This is a genomic window from Luteimonas sp. Soil_N_1 (genome assembly GCF_057656255.1).
On sequence record NZ_JBDGKS010000001.1, the window covers coordinates 670174 to 686271 of the forward strand.

The 16098-nt window shown below is 69.4% G+C and carries 14 protein-coding genes; 4 read left to right on the forward strand and 10 right to left on the reverse strand.

The features are described 5' to 3' along the window. Window positions 1-75: 75 nt before the first annotated feature. From AC3A4E_RS03075 to grxD, 5 genes are all read right to left on the reverse strand, one after another. A complete protein-coding gene (locus AC3A4E_RS03075; protein ID WP_487630101.1) occupies window positions 76-1014 on the reverse strand; it encodes a DegV family protein in 939 nt (312 codons plus the stop codon). 312 nt (window positions 1015-1326) lie between these two features. Then, a complete protein-coding gene (locus AC3A4E_RS03080) occupies window positions 1327-1467 on the reverse strand; it encodes a hypothetical protein (protein ID WP_487630102.1) in 141 nt (46 codons plus the stop codon). Between the two features lie 130 nt (window positions 1468-1597). Next, entirely contained in the window at window positions 1598-5050 is a 3453-nt protein-coding gene (locus AC3A4E_RS03085; protein ID WP_487630103.1) for a hybrid sensor histidine kinase/response regulator, read from the reverse strand. A gap of 253 nt (window positions 5051-5303) precedes the next feature. Beyond that, complete coding sequence (locus AC3A4E_RS03090) at window positions 5304-6332, reverse strand: isopenicillin N synthase family dioxygenase (protein ID WP_487630104.1); 1029 nt, start codon at window positions 6330-6332, stop codon at window positions 5304-5306. 133 nt (window positions 6333-6465) lie between these two features. Beyond that, entirely contained in the window at window positions 6466-7395 is a 930-nt protein-coding gene (grxD, locus tag AC3A4E_RS03095) for a Grx4 family monothiol glutaredoxin (RefSeq protein WP_487630105.1), read from the reverse strand. Window positions 7396-7512: 117 nt separating this feature from the next. On the opposite strand from grxD, the gene AC3A4E_RS03100 reads away from it, so the two are divergent. Beyond that, window positions 7513-8289, forward strand: coding sequence for a polysaccharide deacetylase family protein (locus AC3A4E_RS03100; protein ID WP_487630106.1), 777 nt, complete (start codon window positions 7513-7515; stop codon window positions 8287-8289). Window positions 8290-8373: 84 nt separating this feature from the next. Here the strand turns inward: AC3A4E_RS03100 and AC3A4E_RS03105 are convergent, their stop codons facing one another. The 4 genes from AC3A4E_RS03105 to AC3A4E_RS03120 are packed head-to-tail and all read right to left on the reverse strand — an operon-like array spanning window position 8374 to window position 11517. Further along, window positions 8374-8910, reverse strand: coding sequence for a hypothetical protein (locus tag AC3A4E_RS03105; protein ID WP_487630107.1), 537 nt, complete (start codon window positions 8908-8910; stop codon window positions 8374-8376). Then, complete coding sequence (locus AC3A4E_RS03110) at window positions 8907-9623, reverse strand: class I SAM-dependent methyltransferase (RefSeq protein ID WP_487630108.1); 717 nt, start codon at window positions 9621-9623, stop codon at window positions 8907-8909. The genes AC3A4E_RS03105 and AC3A4E_RS03110 overlap by 4 nt, the downstream gene beginning before the upstream one ends. Beyond that, window positions 9620-10240, reverse strand: a complete 621-nt coding sequence (locus AC3A4E_RS03115) for an SGNH/GDSL hydrolase family protein (protein WP_487630109.1) — start codon at window positions 10238-10240, stop codon at window positions 9620-9622. The genes AC3A4E_RS03110 and AC3A4E_RS03115 overlap by 4 nt, the downstream gene beginning before the upstream one ends. After that, a complete protein-coding gene (locus AC3A4E_RS03120) occupies window positions 10237-11517 on the reverse strand; it encodes an aminotransferase class I/II-fold pyridoxal phosphate-dependent enzyme (RefSeq protein WP_487630110.1) in 1281 nt (426 codons plus the stop codon). The genes AC3A4E_RS03115 and AC3A4E_RS03120 overlap by 4 nt, the downstream gene beginning before the upstream one ends. A gap of 151 nt (window positions 11518-11668) precedes the next feature. On the opposite strand from AC3A4E_RS03120, the gene rsgA reads away from it, so the two are divergent. Beyond that, entirely contained in the window at window positions 11669-12826 is a 1158-nt protein-coding gene (rsgA, locus tag AC3A4E_RS03125; protein WP_487630111.1) for a ribosome small subunit-dependent GTPase A, read from the forward strand. Between the two features lie 16 nt (window positions 12827-12842). Here the strand turns inward: rsgA and AC3A4E_RS03130 are convergent, their stop codons facing one another. Then, window positions 12843-14048 (reverse strand): S41 family peptidase, encoded by a 1206-nt coding sequence (locus AC3A4E_RS03130; protein ID WP_487630112.1) that lies wholly within the window; start codon window positions 14046-14048, stop codon window positions 12843-12845. An 87-nt stretch (window positions 14049-14135) separates the two neighbouring features. On the opposite strand from AC3A4E_RS03130, the gene AC3A4E_RS03135 reads away from it, so the two are divergent. Beyond that, complete coding sequence (locus tag AC3A4E_RS03135) at window positions 14136-15377, forward strand: peptidase MATCAP family protein (protein WP_487632002.1); 1242 nt, start codon at window positions 14136-14138, stop codon at window positions 15375-15377. Window positions 15378-15456: 79 nt separating this feature from the next. Further along, complete coding sequence (locus tag AC3A4E_RS03140) at window positions 15457-16098, forward strand: LuxR C-terminal-related transcriptional regulator (protein WP_487630113.1); 642 nt, start codon at window positions 15457-15459, stop codon at window positions 16096-16098.

Sequence of the window (16098 nt, forward strand, 5' to 3'; positions counted from 1 at the left end):
GGAAGCGATGTCACCAGACTAGCAACCGGGCGCGTTAGAAATCCGTCATGCCGGACCAGGCGCCGGGCGGGGCGGTCAGAAGAAGCCGTGCGGCGGCGCTGCGAAGCCCAGCGTCAGCGAGCCTGCGCCCACATTGATCATGCCGGTGAGGCTCATCACCGTTTCGAAGCGTTCCACATGGTGCGCCTCGCAGGCCGCGACCAGCGCGTCGTATCCGGGCAGGGCCCGCATCTGCGCCAGCTCCCCGCCGTAGCTCAGGCACAGGGTCGGCGTCAGCAGGCCCGCGCGCACGCGTTCGACGGCGAATGCGAAGAGTTTCCGGGCCGACGGCTCAAAGCCGCGGACCTTGCCGACCGGGCCGGTGTCGCCGCGATGGCAGTGCAGGATCGGTTTGATGTCGAGCGCGCCACCGATCAGCGCGGCGAGCAGGCTGACACTGCGATCGCCGCGATGTTTGATGCGCGCACGCAGATACGCCAGATCGCGCGGCACCATGTAGGCATAGCTGCGTTCGGCGAGGAACTCCAGGCGACTGCGGATCTCGGGCGCGCTGGCACCCGCATCGCGCAGCCGCACCGCCTCCACGGGCAGGATGCCCTGACCGGCGAAGACCTGCTGCGAATCGATGATGCGCAGCGCGAACGGCGTCGTGTGCCCGGCCCGGGCGCGGATCGGCCTGTACTCGTTGAGGATCGCGAAGCTGGCCTGGGTCGCGTGGTCGTGGATCTGGCTGCGGTGACGGGTGACGGTCAGGCAGAACACGTAGTCGTAGTCGATGACCAGCTGTTCGAGGAACAGCGCCTTGACCCTGTCGGCAGGGAATGCCGCGGTCTCGGCGGTGTGGCGTCCGGTGACGTTCTGCTCGATGAAGTCGAGTGTCGCGCGCTCGTCGCGCAGGTCCACGAACTCTGACTGGCCGATCCGCACCGTCACCGGCAGCAGCTTGATGTCGTGGGCTTCGAGCCAGTCCGGCGGCAGGTCGCAGGCCGAGTCGACGACGATTCCGATACGCATGGAGCCTCCCAGATCTACGTTGCCGGCGTCGCCCGTGCCGGAGGCGCCGGTCGGGCGTGCGATGCGCCCCGTCGCACTTTACGCGATCGGTCCCGCAGCCCGCATCCTCGGCTGCGCTGCACGCCGGCCGGGAGGTTCGTCAGGCGCGCTGCATGTCCGGGACCTCGGGCTGGCCGGGATCGGCGCGTGTGGCCTGTGCGAAGTGGCGTGCGTCTGCGCCCTGGAACCGCGCGTCATCGATGCGCAGCGTCGGCTCGTCGGCGGCGATCGCGCATCGACGTACAGGCGCCCGTGCTGTCGCCTGTAAGGCGCCTACTCCACGCCGCCACCGATACCGATCGCCACGATGTAGATGATCAGCGGCAGCACCACGATCGCAACCACGGCGCCGAACAGGAACACGCGGCGCCGTCTGGTCATGGGCGGCTTGGGCGTCTTTTCGTTGGAACTCATCGCGGGCATCCGGGCGGGGGCAAGGTTGCTGATCCTAGGCATCCCCGTGTGACGCCGTTGAAGACACGCGCAGGCGCCGGTGCATTCGCGTGACGTGGCGACACACGCGGTGCAATCGCGACCGCCCCCGTCAGCTGCCTGCGCGTCGGCTCGCAGCCATCCGTTGGGCGCCGAGGAATGCACGCATCGAGGCCGGTTTCACCGGCTTGGTCAGCACGCGGTAGCCGCGGATGCGCGCGGTCTGCTTGAGCGTGTCGCTGCCGTCGGCGGTGAGCAGCGCGCCAGGCACGTCGGGCGCGATGCCACGCAGGGCGTCCAGGGTGTCGAGGCCGTCGAGACGGTCGTGCAGGTGGTAGTCGACCAGCATCACGTCGGGCGATTCGTCCATGCACGCGATCGCCTCGTCGATGGTCTTCGCGCACAGCGGCTCCACGCCCCAGCGACGCAGCAGCGCGCGCATGCCGGCGAGGATGTCGTCGTCGTTGTCGACGCACAGCACACGCAGGCCCTGCAGTGACTCGTCGTGCAACGGCGCCGGCGTGGCGGTCGGGGGCAGGACCGCCATCGTGCTGCGCGGCACGGTGATCGAGAACATGCTGCCGCGGCCCACACTGGAACGCGCATCGAGCGTGTGGCCGAGCAGGCGCGAGATGCGCTGGCAGATCGACAGGCCCAGGCCCAGGCCACGGCCGTCCCAGTCGAAGTTCTGCTCGTAGCGATGGAACTCGTCGTAGATCTGGCTCATGTGGTGCTCGGGAATGCCCGGACCCGTATCCCAGACCTGCAGCGCGACCTGGTCGCCGCGCCGCCGCGCCGACAGCACGATGCGCCCGGTGCGCGTGTAGCGCAGCGCGTTGGCGAGGAAGTTCTGCAGCACGCGGCGCAGCAGGCGACGATCGCTGCGCACCGCGATCGGCAGCGCATGCAGGCGGATGTCGAGCTTGCGCGCCTTGGCCATCGGCGCGTACTGGCCGGCGAGCTGGCGCATCAGTTCGGAGATGTCGAGATCGATGATCTCCGGCTTCAGCGCACCGGCATCGAGGCGCGAGACGTCGAGCAGGCCGTCGAGCAGTTCTTCGGCCGCGCGCAGCGAGGTGTCGACGCGTTCGGCGAGATGCTTCTGCTCGGCGCCATCCTGCGTCTCGCGCAGCGCCGAGGTGAACAACCGCGCGGCATTGAGCGGCTGCAGCACGTCGTGGCTGACCGCGGTGAGGAAGCGCGAGCGTGATTCCTGCGCCGCTTCCGCTTCGCGCGTGCGGTCGGCGACGCGCTGCTCGAGCGTCTCGTTGATGTCGCGCAGTTCGCGTTCCACGCGCTTGTAGTCGGTGACGTCGCTGTAGCTGGTCGCGTAACCGCCGCCGGGCAGCGGCTGGCCGCGCAGTTCGATGACCTGGCCGTTGCCGAGCACGCGCTCGGACACGTGCGGCGAACCCGCGCGCATGTAGGCGATGCGCTTGTCGATCTCGGTGTCGATGTCGATGACATCGCGCGGACCGAGTTCGCCGCGCTCGGCGTTGTAGCGGATGAGATCAGCGACCGGACGACCGACGTAGAGCATGTTGTCGGGATAGCCGAACAGGCGCTGGTAGCTGCGGTTCCATGCCACCAGCCGCATCGTGCGATCGACGACGCTGACGCCGTGGTCGATGTTCTCCAGCGTCGACGACAGCACTTCGCGGTTGAAGCGCAGTTCCTGGCCGGCTTCGTCGAGCATCGCGACGACTTCGTCGACCTCCATGCCCGAGCCTTTCAGCGCGCTGGTCATCAGCAGGCGCGCCGACGAGGCGCCGACCGCGGCGGCGAGCTGGCGTTCGGTGAACTGCAGCCAGGTGCGGTCGGCCGGCGCATTGAGCGCGAGCGGCTTGCCCTGCACCTGTGCGTGTTCGTCGAAGGCTGCGCGCGCGGTGCGCTCGCCGACGATGCGGCCGGTCAGCGTCAGCAGATCGGGGATGCCGACGTTGCCGCTCCAGTCCTCCGAGGCGAACGTGCGACGTTCGGCATAGGGATCGAGGAACGGCGCCGCGCGCAGGCGCTCGTCGAGCGTCGGCCGCCAGCGTGCGGAGACCAGCAGCAACGCGCCGACGTTGAGCAGCAGCGACCAGAAGGTGCCGTGGGTCAGCGGATCCCAGCCGCCCAGGCCGAACAGCTCGTGCGGCTTGAGCCAGTGGATGCCGAACGGTCCGGTCTCCAGCCATTGCGGATCAATCCAGCCCGATGCGGTGAGCGTGGGCAGCAGCAGCGTGTAGGTCCACACGCCGAAGCCGATGAGCAGCCCGACCTCGACGCCGCGGCGGCTCGCGCCCCGCCAGTACAGGCCGCCGATCAGCGCCGGTGCGAACTGGGCGACCGCGGCAAACGCCATCAGACCGAACGACGCCAGCGGTGTCTCGGTGCCGCTGACCCGGTAGTAGCCGTAGGCAAGCGCGGCGAGCGCGATGATCGCGACGCGCCGGATCCACAACACCGTACGCGCGACATTGCCGCCATGGCGTTCGGCATAGCCACGGCGCAGCAGCAGCGGCATCACCAGGTCGTTGCTGACCATCGTCGCCAGTGCGACCGACGAGACGATCACCATGCCGGTCGCGGCCGAGAACCCGCCGATGTATGCGAACAGCGCCAGCGAATCGGCGTTCATCGCCATCGGCAGCGCGAGCACGAAGCTGTCGGGCGCCACCGGTCCGTCGCGCCCGAACAGGGCGACACCGGCGCTGGCGATCGGCAGCACCATCAGGCAGATGATCACCAGATACCCGCCGAACAGCCAGCGCGCCCGGCGGATGTCACGCACGTCGCCGCATTCGACGATCGCGACATGGAACTGGCGCGGCAGGCAGATCAGTGCCGCGAATGCGAGCAGGCACTGTGCGACGAAGCTGCTGGGCGGTGCGTTCTCGACCAGCGCGCGCGTCGCCGGCACCAGTTGGAGATCGCTGCTGTCGAACCAGGCGATCGCGAATATGCCGACGGCGACCAGCGCCACCAGCTTGACCAGCGATTCGAGGGCGACCGCCAGCATCATGCCGGGGCGGTGTTCCGTCGCATCGACCTGGCGGGTGCCGAAGAGGATCGCGAACAGCGCCATCAGCGCGGCGACGTAGAACGCGGGATCACCGAACGGCGTGACCGGATCGTCCGGCCCGCCGAGGACGCCGAGGCTGATCGCCACCGCCTTGTACTGCAGCGCCAGATACGGAACCGCGGCGACCAGTGCGATCAGCGCGACCATCGCCGCCAGCCGCTGCGAGCGGCCATAGCGCGAGGCGATGAAGTCGGCGATTGACACGGTGTTCTGCGACTGCGCGATCAGCGCGAGGCGTTCGAGGATGCGCCAGCCGAACAGCAGCAACAGCAAGGGCCCCAGATAGATCGGCAGATAGCCGATGCCCTGCCGCGTCGCACTGCCCACTGCGCCATAGAAGGTCCACGACGAGCAGTACACCGCCAGCCCCAGGCTGTAGACGATGGTGCGCAGCCAGGGACGGTCCGGGGACAGCGGACGCCGGTCGCCATACCAGGCCACCGCGAACAGCAGCGCGGCGTAGCCCAGCGAGACCAGCAGCAGTACCCAGCCCGGCACCATGCCGTTCCCCTTGTTCCGAAGCGGCCGAGTGTACGGGGCGGGAGCAGGGGGCCCAAGCCTGCGGCGGCAAGGACCCGGCCGTTGCCGGTGCCGTGCCTGCCGGCACACGGCAGGGCATCGCATGCGCCCGGTGGGGTACCGGGCCTGCCCATGCCCCCGGGACGCATCGCCGGCTCAGCGGGTCCGGCTGATCGGCGGCACGCCTGCGAAGCCGGATCCAGCACGTGCGTGCGTCACACGCCGTAGCCGGTCGTCAGGGCTTCGACGGGGGAAGCAGGTCCGCGTGATGCAGCGCAGCCACGTCCGGATGCGAGCGTACGCGTCCCTTCAGCGTGTTCTGGCCGACCTGGTGGAACAGCGGATTGTGCGGGTCGCGGGTGTAGCCGCTGGCCTCGCGGGCGAGGTCGGGCGGCAGCGTCAGCGCCGGCACCGTCGCATCCAGGCGCGCGCCGAGGAAGAACGCTGCGGAGAGGCGCTCGACGCCGGGCGGGGGACTGCTGACGCGATGTACGGCGGCCTTGAGATAGCCATCCGACGCCAGCTCCAGCAGCTCGCCGATGTTGACGATGTAAGTGCCGGGCCGCGGGGTGGCCTCGATGACCTGGCCATCGTCGAGCTCGATCTGCAGGCCGCCGACGCCGTCCTGCAGGATCAGCGTCAGCAGTTCGCTGTCCTTGTGCGCGCCCACGCCCTGATCGCTGTCTCCGCGCTCGCGGCCGGGATACCGGATCAGCTTCATCAGCTGGTAGGGCTGGTCGCGATAGATCGGCGCGAACACGTCGCGCGGCTGGCCGAGGGCTTCGGCGCAGGCCTGCAGCAGGCGGAGCAGCACACCGGTAACGGCGTCCTGCCAGGCCAGCACGACCGGGCGGAATTCCGGCAGCGCCGCGGGCCACTGGTTGGGGCCCTGCAGGCGCGTCCACGCCGGCACGCCGGGCGCTTGCGGCACCGCCTCGCGTTCTGCACCGATATCGATCTGTTCGCGCCAGTCGGCCTTGCCGCGGGTCAGTTCGGCGCCGACCTGGTTGTAGCCGCGGAAATGCGGCGAATGGAGCATCGCGATGGCCTGCTTGTCCGCATCGGGCAGCGCGAACAGCGCCCGCGCCTGCTGCAACAGCGCGGCGTCGAGCCCGGGCGGTACACCGTGGTGTCCCACATAGAAGAAGCCGACTTCGCGTGCGCCCTGGCGCAGCGCCTGCAGCGCGGCCGCGCGATCGCCGGGGCTGCCGGCTTCGAGCTGCGACAGGTCGATCAGCGGCAGGTGCCGTTGGGTGGTGGACATGGTCCTATCCTCGGGGACAGACACATTGGATATCAGTGTGGCGCAACCGCAGCCCGATGGCGCCGGCGTGAGTGTCGACGATGAAAAAAGGAGACCGGGTGGTCTCCTTTCTTCGGACGTCCGGCGCGCGCCGTCAGTACTTCGGGACGCCGCCATCCACGCTGTCGCTCCAGGCATCGATGCCGCCGGCGACGTTGTAGACGTGGGTGAAGCCCTGGTTGCGGAAATGCTCGGCCGCCTGCTGGCTGCGGCCGCCGTGGTGGCACAGGAATGCCAGCGGGGTGTCCTTGGGCAGCTGCTGCAGGCCGGTGATCGCGTCACCGTCGAGCACCTCGAACGGGCGCGCGACGCTGGCGGTGGCGCGTTCGTCAGGCGGGCGCACGTCGACGAGGGTCAGCGTGCCGGCGGCGAGACGATCGTTGGCGTCGGCGGGGCTGATGTCCTGCACCGGCTTGGGCGCGTTCGGGTTGTCGATGACCAGACCACGGCCGCGGATGTCATCGGCGAAGTCGATCGTCATGCCCTCGGCGCGGCGTGCGCCGGCGAGGTCGAACTGCACGTCGATGCCGTCGGCCTGGGCGATGATCGCCGACGCGCTGCGCGGTGCGAGCTGCAGGCGGGTGCGGAAGTTGCCGTCGATGTCGACCTGCAGCACGTAATCGCCACCGGCATCACCGACCGCCTTGGCGATCATCTCGCGCGCGGCCGGGGTGATCGAGATCGACGGCGGCGTGCGGTCCGGCGGAGCGACGCCGAACAGGCCGTGAAGCTCACCGCTGCCGACCATCTGCTCGATGATGTCGCTGCCGCCAACGAGCTCGCCGTCGACATACAGCTGCGGAATCGTCGGCCAGTCGCCATAGGCCTTGATGCCTTCGCGGATCTCGCCGTCCTCAAGCACGTTGACGGTCGCGTACTCGATGCCCACCGCTTCGAGCGCGGAGATGGCCTTGGCGGAGAAGCCGCACTGCGGGGTCGTCGGCGAGCCCTTCATGAACAGCACGGCCCGGTTGCCCTGCAGCAGGGTTTCGATGCGGGTGCGGAGAGCGGGGTCGAGGGACATGGCATGGATCCGGTGTGCGGGAACGATCCACATGGTACCGCGCGGCCTGCGATGCAAGCCCGCAAGCGCCGCCCGCGCGCCCGGAACACCGCGTTGCGCGGCGGTGCCGATGGCATCATGCGCGCCATGTCCGTTCACCGCCCGCCCCGTCGCCCGCAGTTGTGGCTGCTGCTGCTGATCGCCTCGCAGCTGCTGATCGCACTGGTCTGGTGGCAGCTGGGCTGGGCGATCGGCCTGCCGCTGCTGCTGGCCAGCCACGCGCTGTGCCTGTGGGGCGTGCTGGCGCCGGCCTCGAGGCTGTATGGGCCGGTGCTGACCCGGCTGCCGGGCGAGGGCGTGTGGCTGACGATCGACGACGGCCCGTCCGACGACACCCGCGCGCTGCTCGATCTGCTCGATGCGCACGACGCGAAGGCGACGTTCTTCCTGGTCGGTGCGCGCGCCGCAGCGCGACCGGACCTCGTGCGCGAGATCGCCGCGCGTGGGCATGGCATCGGCAACCACAGCCAGAGCCATCCGCAGGCGATGTTCTGGGCGCTGGGACCGGCGCGGATGCGGCGCGAGATTCTCGACTGCCAGCGCACGCTGACCGGCATCACCGGTCACGCACCGGCGTGGTTCCGCTCGGTCGTCGGTCATACCAATCCGTTCGTGCATGCACCGCTGCGTGATGCTGGACTGGCGCGCGTCGGCTGGAATGCGCGTGGATTCGACGCGGTGAAGGCGGATGTCGATGACGTGGTCGCGCGGATCGATGCCGACCTCGCTCCGGGCGCGATCGTGCTGCTGCATGAAGGCGCAAAGCACGGCGGCAACTTCGCGATGGTCGAAGGCGTGCTGACGCGGATGCGGGCGAAGGGATTGCGGGCGGTGTTGCCGGGACCGGCGGTCTGAAGCAACAGCGTGCGGCGTTCCGGATCCAGACGATCCGCCAGCCCGCTGGAAACGCACGCGCAGCTGCTCAATCCCGAGCGCGACCTACGCCGTGCGCAACCACGCCAGTACCGCGCCGATGTCATCGGCTTCGAGCAGCAGTGCCGCAACCGCATGCTGTCCGGTCGCCGCCGCCGTCGCGGCCAGTGCCGCGCTGCACATCAGTTCGCTCCAGTCCGGCGCGGCGACGAGACCGGCGAGCAGCGGCAGGCGCGACAACGCGGTGACGTAGCCTTCGATCAGATGCTCCGGAATCTCCGAGTCGTGCGCGGCGCGGGCGAGTTCGATGCTGGCGGGCAATACGAAGTGACTCGGCGTCGCGCGTTCCGGCGCCTCGGCGAGGATCGCGACGATGTGCGGGACAGCGGCGAACGAGGCGGAGAACACCTGACCCCCGTTGCACAGCGATTCCCACAAGGATTGCCAGGGCTCGCCGAGGCAGTCGTCTCCGCTCGCACCGTCGAGCTGCGCGAGCAGGGCGGGAATGCCGCGCGCATCGCCCTGCGCGCAACGCAGCGTGGTCCACGACGGATCGTCGAGCGCCAGCATCGGCGCATTCGGCAGGCCGTCGCGTGCGGTCACGTGCGGGTGCCGACGATCAGCCAGTTGTTGAACGGCGTGTCGCCGTACAGCGGGCGCAGCGTCGTCTGCAGACCAGCGCCTTCAAGCTGGCCACGCAGGCCGTCGGCGGTCGGATAGCTCTTCGCGCGCTCCTGCATCCAGCCGGCGAAATTGGCGAGGCGGTCGGTGATGCGCGACGTGCGGCTACGCGAGGTGTCATCACTGAGGCCACTGCGGATCACCAGACGTGCGCCCGGCACCAGCATCGCGATCACGTTGTCGAGCAGTTCGCGCTGGCGCTCGGGCGACAGGTACTGCAGCACGTCGAGGATCGTGACGCTGCCCTGGTGCGACGGCAGGCCGACGCCAAGATCGAGCACATCGAGCTGCACGTCAGTGAGTCCGGTGCGCGCGGCGACTTCGCGGCCGCGACGGATCTTCGCTGCGTCGATGTCGACGCCGGTGAACGGAAGCGACTGGCCATCGGCACGCAGCGCATGCGCAAGCAGGCCGAGTCCGCAGCCCAGATCGAGCACCGGCGCGGTCGTCGGACGCAGCGCCTGCAGCACGCCCGGATACAGCGGGTCGGTGCGCAGCTTGGTCAGCGTGTAGTAGTAGTCGTAGCGGTTGCCCAGCGCGTGCTTCGGCAGGAACGCGCGCGCGATGTTGCGGGCGTCCTCGCGCGGATACGGTGCGGTGGAGAGCGGCGTGGTGTCGGAAGTGGTCGCAGTCATGCCCGCGACAATAAGCCGCGCGCGACCGGCAACGCCAGCTGCATCCACTCGCTGTGCAGTGCAGCTGACGGATGCAGGCCATCGTCGGCGAGCATCTCCGCTTCGCCGCCCCGCGCGCGGCTGACCGGTGCGATGTCGACGAAGGCAACGCCGCGCGCCGCGCAGATCGCTGCAGCAGCGGCGTTGTAGGCATCGAGTTCGCGCGCGATCGCGGCGACGTCGCGCCCCGAATGCGCCCCGAACGGGGTCACGCCCCAATCGGGAATCGCGAGCGCGAAGACGCGCGCCGCATCGCCACCGGCGAAGCCGGTCGCGCGATCCAGCAGCGCCGAGAACGCCGGGCCGTACAGCGCAACGTCGCGCCCGCGGTACTGGTCGTTGACGCCGATCAGCAGGCTCACCAGATCGAAAGGACCGACCGGCGCTGCGGCATCGATCGCCGCATCGAGTTCGTCGGTCGTCCAGCCGGTGGTCGCGATGATCTCGGGCGCATCGAGTGCGATGCCCTCGCTGCGCAATGCATCGGCCAGCTGCACCGGCCAGCGGTCTTCGGCTGCGATGCCCTCGCCGATCGTGTAGCTGTCGCCGAGCGCGAGATAGCGGCGCGGCGCAGTCATCCGGCGGCGCGGGCCTGGCGCTTCGCGATCGGCACGACCTTGCGGACATCGGTGATCTGCCGTTCCAGCACGCGATGGATGCGCGCGAAGACCTCGCGCAGCTGCGCGGGTTCGGGCAGCAGGGTCACGCGGAAATGGTTGCGGTAGGGCACGTTGAAGCTGTTGCCCGGCACCACCAGCACGCCTTCGGCTTCCATCAGTTCCAGTGCGAACGCGTGGTCGTCGAAGCCCTGGCTGAATTCCTCGGCGATGCCGGGGAACGCGTACAGCGCACCGGCCGGCGCGACGAGTCGCAGATACGGGCTCGCATCGCAGGCCTCGACGACCGCGCGGCGTGCCTCGTGCAGACGACCGCCGGGCGCGCACAGCGCGCTGATCGTATCGATGCCGGTCAGCGCGGCTTCGATCGCGAACTGGCCGGGCACGTTTGCGCACAGGCGCAGTGCACCGAGCAGGTCCATCGCATTGCGGAAATCGCGGCTGCGCGCCTCGTCGCCCGACAGCACCGCCCAGCCCACGCGCCAGCCGCAGGCGCGGTGCACCTTCGACAGGCCGCCGAACGACACGCAGGGCACGTCGCCGGCGATCGGCGCGATCGGTTCGAACGGCGCGTCGTCGTAGGTGATGCCGTCGTAGATCTCGTCGCACAGCAGCAGCAGGTCGTGCTTGGCGGCGATCGCGACGATGCGCTCGAGCAGCGCACGCGGATACACCGCGCCGGTCGGATTGTTGGGATTGATCAGCACGATCGCGCGCGTGCGCGGCGAGACCAGCGCTTCGAGTTCGTCGGGATCGGGCAGGAAGCCGTTGCCTTCCTTGCACTGGTAGAACACCGGGCGACCGTCGTTGAGGATCGTCGCCGCCGACCACAGCGGGTAGTCGGGCGAGGGCACCAGCACTTCGTCGCCGGGATTGAGCAGCGCACGCAGGGCGATGTCGATCAGTTCGCTCACCCCGTTGCCGACGAACACGCGCTCGGCCGACACGTCCTGCGTGCCGCGCGCGGCATGGAACGCGGCGATGGTCTCGCGCGCGGCTGGCAGGCCCTGCTGGTGGGTGTACGGATCGGTGTCGTGGATGCGTTCGGCGATCGCGCGCTGCAGGTGATCCGGCGCGCGGAACCCGAACGCACCGGGGTTGCCGATGTTGAGCTTGATCAGTGTGCGCCCCTGCGCCTCCAGCTCACGCGCTCGCCGCGCCAGCTCGCCGCGGATCTCGTAGCGGACTTCGGACAGGCGTTCACGCGTCTTCAAGGGAGCATGCAGGGGGGCGGACATCTGGGGGCGCTCGGCGCAGGAATGTCGCGCGATGCTAGCGGAAAAGCCGGGTGAATGCGGCCTGCGCCGACGAGTGGCGCCGCACCCCGGTTCGCGCGTGCACACCCGGCGCCCGTAGAATCCGCGGCATGACGACCGCCCGACGTACCGCTTGAACCCCGCCGACCCGATCGCCGCCGACGCCGCGCTGCGCGCGATCGGCTGGCCGTTCGACGGTGCTCCGTCGGGCCCCTGGGCCGAGGTGATGGCCACGCACGCACAGGCCCGGCCGATGCGCGTGGTCGAGCAGCACCGCTCCGGCTATCTGGTCGCCGCAGCGCCGGGCGAGGCGATCGCGGTCGAATCGCTGCCCGACTGGCTGCGGCGCAGCGGCTACCGCAAGGGCACGATCGCGCCTGAGGACCGCGCTGCGGTCGGCGACTGGGTGCTGGTCGAGGACGGCAAGCGCATCGTCGCGATGCTGCCCCGGCGCAGCGCGATCAAGCGCGCCGCCGCCGGCGAGCACTACAAGCAGCAGCTGATCGCCGCGAACATCGACACCGTGCTGGTGGTCTGCGGACTCGACGCCGACTTCAATCCGCGCCGCATCGAGCGCTATCTGCTGCTGGTGCAGGGCGGCGGCACGCCAGTGATCGTGCTGACCAAGGCCGACAAGCCCGAGGCCGACATCGCCGCCGCAGTGGCCGCGCTGACCGAGATCGCCGGGCTCGGCGTCGCCGTGGTGCCGGTCAACGCGCGCGACCACGACAGCGCCGCAGTGCTGCACCGCTGGCTCGGCCCGGGCGTGACCGCGGTGCTGGTCGGCAGTTCGGGCGCGGGCAAATCCACGCTGACCAACAGTCTGCTCGGCGTCGAGCGCATGAAGACCGCCGCGGTGCGCGAAACCGACGACCGCGGCCGCCACACCACGACCCACCGCGCGCTGATCCCGTTGCCGTCGGGGGCCTGCCTGATCGACACGCCCGGCATGCGCGAACTCAAGCCGACCGGCGAAGAGGACCTGTCCGAAGGCGGATTCGCCGATGTCGAAGCGGTCGCGGCGCAATGCCGGTTCCGCGACTGCACGCACGGCAACGAGCCGGGCTGCGCGGTGTGGGACGCGGTCGATGCGGGCACGCTCGACCCGGGCCGTCTGGGCAGCTACCTGAAGTTGCGCGACGAACTCGCCGGCGCCGCGGGTCAACTCGCGACGCGCATGGCGCAGAAGGCGGAGAGCCGGCCTACCGGCAAGAAGCCGCCGGCGAAGACGGGTGGACGGCCCGGCGTGAAGCCGGCGAAGCGTGGCTCGGACTGGACGCGGGAGCGCTGACCGCCTGAGTGAGGCGTCAGCGCAGTGCCTGCGCAGCTTCGACGACCCGGTCGCGGCCGTCGCGGACCGCCTGCCAGTCGGTGTCGATCACGATGTCGGGCATGACGCCCACCCCTTCCAACGCGCGCCCATCGGCGGTCGACATGACGAACTGACCTACGTACAGGAGTCCGCCATCGGGCAGGTCGATACCGCGGGTGCCGACGACCGCCCCCCGTGTGCGCTGGCCGATTATCGTCGCGCGAGCAGTTTCCTGCAGCCTTGCGGCCAGCAGTTCGGACGCACTTGCCGATGCGGGGCCGACCAGCACGCGTAGCGGACCGGCATAGTGGACCGGCTGGCGCGCGACCATGCGGCGGTTGATAAAGCGGCCCTTGAGCACGGCGAATGCCTGCACCTCCGGGAAGAAGAGGGCGTTGACGAGTGCCGCGGCATCGATGCTGCCACCCCCGTTGCGCCGCAGGTCGAGCACCACGGCCGGCGGCGCAGTCGCCAGCGCACCGATCTGCTCGAACATCCATGTCAACCGCGTGACGTCGAAGTCGTCAAAACGCAGATAAACGCTGCCATCGTCGAGCACCCGATGTTCGACGCGTGGCCATTGTGGCAATACCACTGCGATGAGCGACACCATGCGCACGTCGCCGTGCTCGTCGCGGAACCGCAACGAGGCGGTACGCCCTGCGAGCGGCGCGGCCGAGATGCGTACCGGGTGTCCGTCGATCTCCAGCAGTTCCCAGCCCGGCATAATGCCGGCGTCGGCCGCGGGCGTGCCAGGCCTGACCAGCGCGACGACGTAGGACTCGCCGACACGGTTCAGAAGCAGGCCGTAGCCCGCATCGTCTCGACCGTTCCGACGTGCCTCGACCCGCGCGCGATCGTTGGGGCCGATCGCGTAGGTATGGTCGTCATCGAGGCGCGACAGTAGCGCATCGAGGACGGCATACAGCGCGGTTTCATCGGGTGCGTCGCGCGCGGCGCTGCGGCTCTTCTGCACTGCGGTTGCAAACGCAGTGTCGATCGCATCGGACCGATAGAACAGGCGGGTCACGTGGCGCGCGACCGCGTCGTGGACTCGCAGATTGAGCGCCGCGCGCTCGGACGACGCATCCGAAGGCGTGACAGGTGTCGGCAAGCGGCCATCGCGTGCATACGGCACGCTCGAACAAGCGACAAGGGCAAACAGCAGAACGAGGCACAGCGGTCGAAAAATGAGCGGCATGCGCAGATCCCGATGCGATCACATGGCGTCCAATGTAACGCGCGAACTGGAGGCGACATCGACAATCGGCTAGCGTGACCGCAACGCCTGCCGGAGTCGCGGATGCCCGACGCCATCGCCCATCACGCCGCGCTCGATGCGCGCATGGTCGCCGCCGCACGCGGGATCCGGGTGCTAAGCCTGGCGAGCTGGCCGCCCGGGGCGCAGCAGCGGTTTCTGTCCGCGTTCGCGGCCGGACGGCGGGAGATGCCGGAAATCACATATCCGGTTCTGGATTTCACCGACACCCGTCGTGCACTCGCCTCGATCGGCGCCGAAGCCGATCCCGATCATCCGCTCGGCGTCTACACCGTCGAGTCGACGCGGGCGTGGGACGAGGCGGCGCAGCTGCTGGAATCGCTCGGTACCGACGCGGCCGGGGGCCACGCGATCGCGCTCTACGGGCGTCCCGATGCCGCATTGCCCGGTGGCGCGCTGACGACCTGCGATGCCGCGCGGCACTTCATCCACATCGCCGACGAACTCGACCCCGGCCTGCTCGCCGACGTCGAGCATCCGACGATCGACGCCGCCACGCTGCAGGCGCAGCTGCAGGAAGATCTGGATACGTATTTCGGCGCGCGCGTGGTCGCGGTCGAACTCGATCCGGGCATGATCGCCAAGGCTGCGGCCGGTGCATATCGGCTGCGTCTGCGCAGCGACGCGCGTTATTCGATCCACGACCGCGAACAGCTGCTGCAGCACGAGGCCTTCGTGCATTCGCTGACCGCGCTCAACGGTCGCGAGCAGCCGGTGCTGCCGAGCCTGGCGATGTCGTCCCCGCGCACCACCTGCACGCAGGAAGGACTGGCGGTATTCGCCGAACAGATCACCGGCAGCATCGACATCGGTCGCATGAAGCGCGTGAGCCTGCGCATCGAGGCGATCGCGCGCGCGCTCGACGGGGCGGATTTCCTGCAGGTGTTCGACTACTTCCATGGCGCCGGGCAACCGGCTGAAGAGAGCTTCGCGTCCGCGCAGCGTGTGTTCCGGGGCGTGCCTTTGCGCGGCGGCCATGCGTTCACGAAGGACGCGGTGTATCTGCGCGGCCTGATCGACGTGCATACGTTTTTCCGGCAGGCCTTGGCCGCGCAGCGTCTGCCGCTGTGCCGGCACCTGTTCGCCGGCAAGATGACGCTCGACGACGTGCGACGTCTGTCGCCGCTGTTCGACGACGGCACACTCGAGCCGCCGCGCTGGTTGCCGCCGTGGCTCGAACGCACCGGCGGACTGGCCGGCATGCTGGCGTTCTCGCTGTTCGCGAACCGGATCCGGATCGACCAGCTGTAGCGATCCGGCACGGCGTTGCGGATGCGCGATCCACGCCACCGCCGCATGCGATGTGGCCGTCCATGCCAGACTTGCCGGCATGGAGACCCATCCCGTGATCCTCGTCGCCGACGACCACCCGCTGCTGCGGGCTGCCGTATTGCACGCCCTGCGCGATGGTCTGGGCGACATCCGCGTCGTCGAGGCTGCCACCGCGTCTGCGCTGGCGCCGGCGCTGGAAGCGCATCCGGACATCGAACTGGTCCTGCTGGATCTCGCGATGCCCGGTACACGCGGGCTGTCGTCGCTGGTCTGGCTGCGCGGCGAGCGGCCGGAACTGCCGGTCGTGGTGATCTCCTCGAACGACCACCCGCGCACCGTGCGCCGCGTGCAGCAGTTCGGTGCTGCGGGTTTCATCTCCAAGTCGGCGCCTGCCGAATCGATCGGCCAGGCGGTGTCCACTGTGCTCGACGGCGGCAGCTGGTTCCCGCCGCTGACCGCCGAGCGTTCCGAAGAAGACGCGCAGCTCGCCGCACGTCTGGCGCAGCTCACGCCGCAGCAGTTCCGCGTGCTGCTGGGCATTGCCGACGGCCTGTTGAACAAGCAGATCGCCTACCAGCTGGGTCTGGCGGAAAACACGGTCAAGGTGCACGTGACCGCGATCCTCAAGAAGCTCGAGTGCCACAGCCGCACCCAGGCGGCCGTGCTGGTGAAGGCGCTGGAGCGCGAGGACGAGGCGTAG